The organism is Arthrobacter sp. HMWF013, assembly GCF_003061105.1.
Lineage (GTDB): Bacteria > Actinomycetota > Actinomycetes > Actinomycetales > Micrococcaceae > Arthrobacter.
The window spans coordinates 1-5,477 of record NZ_QAIQ01000557.1 but is presented as its reverse complement, the minus strand read 5'-3'; the positions used below and the strand labels follow the sequence as shown (position 1 = coordinate 5,477).

Annotated in this window: 6 protein-coding genes; all 6 read left to right on the top strand. The window is 65.3% G+C overall.

Features of this window, described 5'->3' with window-relative positions; all coding sequences use genetic code 11:
- On the top strand, window positions 1-1,047 hold a 1,047-nt coding region (locus DBR22_RS19065; RefSeq protein WP_258229310.1), incomplete at its 5' end, for an MFS transporter.
- 27 nt (window positions 1,048-1,074) lie between these two features.
- Entirely contained in the window at window positions 1,075-1,920 is an 846-nt protein-coding gene (locus DBR22_RS19060; RefSeq protein ID WP_108600289.1) for an aldo/keto reductase, read from the top strand.
- A gap of 179 nt (window positions 1,921-2,099) precedes the next feature.
- Window positions 2,100-2,504 carry a tautomerase family protein gene (locus DBR22_RS19055; RefSeq protein ID WP_108600288.1) on the top strand — a complete coding sequence of 135 codons (405 nt, stop codon included), beginning with the start codon at window positions 2,100-2,102 and terminating at the stop codon, window positions 2,502-2,504.
- A gap of 203 nt (window positions 2,505-2,707) precedes the next feature.
- The gene (gene iolC / locus DBR22_RS19050) at window positions 2,708-3,739 is read left to right on the top strand and encodes a 5-dehydro-2-deoxygluconokinase (protein ID WP_108600287.1); all 1,032 of its coding nucleotides are present in this window, start codon (window positions 2,708-2,710) and stop codon (window positions 3,737-3,739) included.
- A complete protein-coding gene (locus tag DBR22_RS19045; RefSeq protein ID WP_441296251.1) occupies window positions 3,736-4,701 on the top strand; it encodes a Cgl0159 family (beta/alpha)8-fold protein in 966 nt (321 codons plus the stop codon). The genes iolC and DBR22_RS19045 overlap by 4 nt, the downstream gene beginning before the upstream one ends.
- Before the next feature lie 39 nt (window positions 4,702-4,740).
- Window positions 4,741-5,477 (top strand): thiamine pyrophosphate-binding protein (locus DBR22_RS19040; protein WP_258229309.1); only part of this gene is annotated, 737 nt, incomplete at its 3' end.

Here is a 5,477-nt window from a genome sequence, read left to right as displayed (position 1 = left end):
GTTGGCGCCCTGGTGCTGACGGCAGCCGTGACCCGCTTCGAACGCAAGCCCGTCCTGGCAGTCCTTTTGGTCCTGTTCATCGCAGGCAACCTGATCTCCGCCCTTGCTCCCGGCTACGGGATGATGATGGCCGGCCGCATTCTTGCCGCCCTGGCCCATGGTGCATTCTTTGGCATCGGTGCGGTGGTGGCCGCCGACATGGTGGCGCCCACCAAAAAGGCCGGTGCCATCGCCATCATGTTCACCGGCCTGACGGCTGCCAATGTCCTGGGCGTGCCCTTCGGCACCATGCTGGGACAGGCGGCGGGCTGGCGCTCCACCTTCTGGGCCATCACAGTCATCGGCGTCATCGCCCTCGCCGGAATCCTGGCCCTGGTGCCGAAAACCGGCCATGGGGACACCACGCCAGGAACCCTCCGCTCGGAACTGCGGGCGTTCCGCTCCGGCCAGGTATGGCTCTCCATCCTTGTCACGATTCTTGGCTACGGCGGTATGTTCGGCGCTTTCACCTACATCGCCTTCACGCTCACCGAGGTCACCGGCGTCGCGGCATCCACCGTGCCGTGGCTGCTGATTGTCTTCGGTGTGGGCCTCTTCATCGGCAACACCATTGGCGGCAAGGCGGCGGACCGCAACGTCGACCGGACCCTTATTGTGGTGCTCGCCGTGCTGGTGCTTATCCTCGCGGCCTTCGCCCTCACGGCTAACAACCAGGTCCTCACCGTGGCCTCCCTTGTCCTGATGGGCGGCTTTGGCTTCGCCACCGTACCCGGGCTGCAGATGCGGGTGATGAAGTACGCCGCCGGCGCACCCACCCTCGCTTCGGGTGCCAACATCGGTGCCTTCAACGTGGGCAACGCGCTCGGCGCCTGGCTCGGCGGAGTAACCATCACTGCGGGACTCGGCTACACCTCGCCCATCTGGGCCGGTGCAGGCATCACCCTGCTCGGGCTCGCGGTCATGCTGATCGCCGCTGCCGCTGCGCGGCGGTCGGCTGCGCAGCAAACGTCCCCGGCGTCCACCGAACCCGCGGCCGCCCTCCGCTAACCATCCACTCTCAACAGGAGCACCATCATGACTTCCACCCCCGTCACCACCTCCATCCCCGCCGTCGTCCTTAATAACGGCGTCCGCATGCCGCAGCTCGGCTTCGGCGTCTTCCAGGTGTCCGACGACGACACCACCGCCGCGGTCAGCCACGCCCTGGCTGCCGGTTACCGGAGCATCGATACTGCTGCCATCTACGGAAACGAAGCGGGCACCGGGCGGGCAATCGCCGAATCGGGCATCGACCGCGGCGAGCTGTTCATCACCTCAAAGCTCTGGGTGGCCGACCTCGGTTACGACTCCACCCTGGCCGCCTTTGACGCCAGCCTGGCCAGGCTGGGCCTGGACTACCTCGACCTGTACCTGATCCACTGGCCGGCGCCTTCCACCGACCGCTACCTTGACTCCTGGCGTGCCCTGGAGAAACTGCTCGCTGATGGCAAGGTCCGGGCTATCGGAGTGTCCAACTTCCTGCCCGAGCATCTCCAAAAACTGATCGGGCTGGGCGGGACGGTGCCCGCCGTCAATCAGATCGAGCTTCATCCCGCCCTCCAGCAACGGGACACTGTCGCGTTCAACACCGCGCACGGGATCGCCACGGAGGCCTGGAGCCCCCTCGCCCAGGGGTCGGTACTCGCAGATCCTTCTGTTACGGACATTGCGCACGGGCATGGGGTGACTCCCGCGCAGGTCATTCTGCGGTGGCACCTGCAGCAGGGACGGATCATCATTCCCAAGTCCGTCACCCCCCAGCGCATCAAGGACAACCTGGACGTCTTCGGCTTCGACCTGGCCGCAGACGAGATCGCGGTCATGGACGGCCTTGAGCGTGACGGGCGCACGGGCCCGCACCCTGCAGACTTCAACGGCTGACAGCTTCAGGTTTGTGAAGCACGACGACGGATGGTCACCATCGCCACGATGGTGACCATCCGTCGTCGTACTTCTTTAAGCCTGCCGTGTGGGATGGTCCCTCCGCGGCGCCGGGCGCGGGCATTGCATTGTTCCTCACAACTTTGTTAGTATGTCAGGACAAAGTTGAGGAGATGGAAATGCCACTGGTACGAATTGATGTCAATGAGGGCCGCAGTGCCGAGACCTTGCGCGAACTCAGCCGGGGAATCCATGATGCGATTCTCGCCGAGTACGGAATTCCGGAGCGCGACTACTTCCATGTCCTGACGGAGCATCCGCGGGGCCAGATATTCGCCCAGGACGCGGGCCTGGGGTTTGAGCGCACGGCTGACGTCGTCATGATCCAGATCTTTACGCAGGGAGGCCGCGCCCAGGACGCCAAGCAATCCCTTTTCGCGGCAATCGCAGGCAGCCTGGCGGAGTTGGGCGTGGCCGGGGAGGACGTCTTCATCGGTTATGTGGAAAACACTCCCGGGGACTGGTCCTTCGGGTTCGGGCGCGCCCAGTATGTCACCGGCGAACTGGCCGTGCCGCGCAAATAGGCACTGCAGCGGGAGGGCCGGGGCTCCGATCAGCCTGGCTTTTGGCCGCCAAATGCAAGTTGTAGTTATGTCAGTACAAACCTTTGACAGGACATTGATTCTAGGGCAAAGTAGTGGTGTGTTCCCGCTCACGGGAATGGCCAGGCAACGGAGCTCCAACTGTCACAGGTACCGAGTTCAATCAGGAAAGGTCCGCGATAACCGTGACCCACGAACTTCTTACGATCGGGCGCATCAGCGTTGATATTTACCCGAACGACATCGGGGTGGGCCTGGAGGACGTCACGTCCTTTGGCAAGTACCTCGGTGGTTCCCCGTCCAACGTGGCAGTGGCTGCGGCCCGGCATGGACGCAGCGCTGCTGTCATCACCCGGACCGGCGATGACGCGTTCGGCACCTACCTTCACCGCGAGCTTCAGAAGTTCAACGTGGACGATTCCTTTGTCACCCCTGTGCAGGAGTGGCCCACGGCAGTGACGTTCTGCGCCATCATGCCCCCGGATGATTTCCCGCTGTACTTCTATGGACGTTTTCCCACGGCTCCGGACCTGCAGATCAAGGCCGCGGAACTGGACCTCGATGCCATCCGGAACGCCCGGATCTTCTGGTCCACGGTCACCGGTCTGTGCCAGGAACCCAGCCGTTCAGCCCACCTGGCAGCCCACGAGACCCGTTCCCGCGCGGACCTTAAAGTCGGTCAGTTCACCATCCTGGACCTTGACTACCGCCCCATGTTCTGGGCCTCCGAAGAGGAAGCCCGCGCCCAGGTTGCCAAAATTCTGCCTCACGTGACGGTGGCGATCGGTAACGACAAGGAGTGCGCGGTAGCGGTGGGGGAGGGAACCCCTGACGAGCAGGCAGACCGGCTCCTCGCGGCGGGCGTCGAAATCGCCGTCGTCAAGCTTGGTCCTGAAGGCGTGATGGCCAAGACCCGCACCGAGCGGGTTGTCTCAGCCCCCGTTCCGGTCGAAACACTCAACGGACTGGGCGCAGGGGACTCCTTTGGCGGGGCTTTCTGCCACGGGCTCCTCTCCGGCTGGCCCCTGGCCCAGGTCCTGGACTACGCCAACGCCGCGGGCGCCATTGTGGCCTCCCGCCTGTCCTGCGCGGACGCCATGCCGACGCCGGAGGAGGTCACCTCGCTGCTCGCGGAACGCGGCCGCCTGGTTCCCGGGCAGTTTGCCACCAAAGGACTTGCCACCGAAGGACTTGCCACCGAAGGAGCAGCCCTGTGAGCACCAATCTTGGCACCGCCCCCATCGCGGTTGATGACGATCCCCGCCGCTACGCCCACCTGAGCACCATCCGTCTGGAGGACCCGGACGCCATTGCCCGGGCAGCGAAGGCGCGCCGCCGCCACCCCGGCCTGAAGTCCGGCCGGCAGAACTTCATCGTGGCCGCCGACCATCCGGCCCGCGGCGCCCTGTCCGTTGGGAGTGACCCGGTGGCGATGGCGGACCGGCGGCAGCTCCTGGACCGCCTGCAGATTGCCCTGGCCAACCCGGCTGTGGACGGCATACTGGCCTCCCCGGACATCATGGACGACCTGCTGCTCCTGGGCGCGCTGGAGGGAAAACTCGTCTTTGGTTCCATGAACCGCGGCGGCCTCACCGGCCTGGTCAACGAATTCGACGACCGCTTCACCGGCCACACGGCCGCCGCCCTGGAAGCACTGGGGGCCGACGGCGGCAAGATGCTGACGCGGATCTGCCTGGGCGATCCGGACACCGTGTCCCTGCTCGAAGCAACGGCCAAGGCCATCGATTCGTTGGCCGAGCGCAAGCTGATCGCCATGGTGGAGCCGTTCCTGTCTGTCTGGGAGAAGGGCAAGGTCCGCAATGACCTCTCCACTGACGCGGTGATCAAATCCATCGCGATCGCCGAAGGCCTGGGTTCAACCAGCGCCTACACCTGGATGAAGCTGCCCGTGGTGGCGGACATGGAACGCGTGATGGCCGCGACCACCATGCCCACCGTCCTGCTCGGCGGGGACCCGGACGGCACCCAGGAGGAAGTATTCTCCACCTGGGAAGCTGCCCTGTCGCTCCCCGGCGTCCAGGGCCTGACCGTTGGGCGGACCCTCCTCTACCCGGCGGACGGAAATGTTGCCGGCGCGGTAGCTTCCGCTGCCTCCCTCCTCCACCACACCGCATCCGCCGACACCACGGCAGCCCACACCGCAGAAGTAACGGAGTAATCTCCCATGGGAATGAAGAATTCATCGGGAACACGCAGGATGACGGTCGCCCAGGCCGTGGTCGAGTACCTTTCGAAGCAGTACACCGTGGACACGGTCGGGGGAGTCGACTACCGCGAACGGCTGATTCCGGGCACCTTCGGGATCTTCGGCCACGGCAACGTCGCCGGTGTGGGCCAGGCCCTGAAGCAGTACCAGCAGCTGGATCCGACGATCATGCCGTACTACCAGGGACGCAACGAGCAGGCCCAGTCGCACCAGGCCGTGGGTTACGCCCGGCACACCCGCCGCCGCCAGACCTTCGCCATCAGCACCTCGATCGGTCCCGGGTCCTCGAACCTGCTGACCGGTGCTGCGCTGGCCACCACGAACCGTTTGCCGGTGCTGCTGCTGCCGAGCGACACGTTCGCCACCCGCGCCGCGGACCCGGTCCTGCAGCAGCTCGAGCAGCCCTATGCCTACGACATCACGGTCAATGATGCGTTCCGTCCGCTGTCCAAGTTCTTCGACCGGGTCAACCGGCCCGAGCAGCTGTTCTCCGCGTTCCACCACGGCCTGCGCGTCCTGACAGACCCGGCGGAAACCGGTTCGGTGACCATCTCGCTGCCGCAGGATGTCCAGGCCGAGGCCTTTGATGTCCCGGAGGAGTTCCTGGCCGAGCGCGAGTGGCGGATCCGCCGTCCGGACGCCGACGACGACGACATCGCCCGCGCAGCCGCTGCCATCCGTTCCGCGAAGCGCCCGTTGATCATTGCCGGCGGCGGTGTGCTGTACGC